The sequence below is a fragment of the Streptomyces marinisediminis genome (genome assembly GCF_026262575.1).
Taxonomy (GTDB): domain Bacteria; phylum Actinomycetota; class Actinomycetes; order Streptomycetales; family Streptomycetaceae; genus Streptomyces; species Streptomyces marinisediminis.
Map to the genome: position 1 here is coordinate 1 of NZ_JAPKFL010000107.1, position 637 is coordinate 637.

1 protein-coding gene is annotated in these 637 nt (G+C 76.0%); it reads right to left on the reverse strand.

Features of this window, described 5'->3' with window-relative positions; all coding sequences use genetic code 11:
• On the reverse strand, positions 1-637 hold a 637-nt coding region (locus OSB71_RS24275), incomplete at both ends, for a beta-ketoacyl synthase N-terminal-like domain-containing protein (RefSeq protein ID WP_265950950.1).

Sequence of the window (637 nt, forward strand, 5' to 3'; positions counted from 1 at the left end):
CAGCAGCGCCTGCGCCTCGATGGGGTCGCCGAGCCGGGTGCCCGTCCCGTGCGCCTCCACCACGTCCACCTCTCCGGCGGAGAGTCCGGCCGAGGCCAGGGCGCGGCGGATGACGCGCTGTTGGGACGGGCCGCTCGGAGCGGTCAGCCCGTTGGAGGCGCCGTCCTGGTTGACGGCCGAGCCGCGCACGACGGCCAGCACCTCGTGGCCGTTGCGCCGCGCGTCGGACAGGCGCTCCAGGAGCAGCACGCCGACGCCCTCGGACCAGGCGGTGCCGTCCGCGTCCGTCGAGAACGCCTTGACCCGGCCGTCCGGCGCCAGCCCCCGCTGGCGGCTGAACTCGATGAAACTCCCGGGGGTGGCCATGACGGTGGCGCCCCCGGCGAGGGCGAGGTCGCACTCGCCCCCGCGCAGGGCCTGCGCCGCCAGGTGCAGCGCCACCAGGGAGGAGGAGCACGCGGTGTCCACGGTGACCGCCGGGCCCTCCAGGCCCAGCGCGTAGGAGACGCGGCCGGAGACGACGCTGCCCGCCGTGCCGGTGGTGAGGAAGCCCTCCACCCCGGCCGGCACGTCGACGAGCTGGGAGACGTAGTCGTGGTACATCAGGCCCGCGTAGACCCCGGTCTGGCTGCCGCGC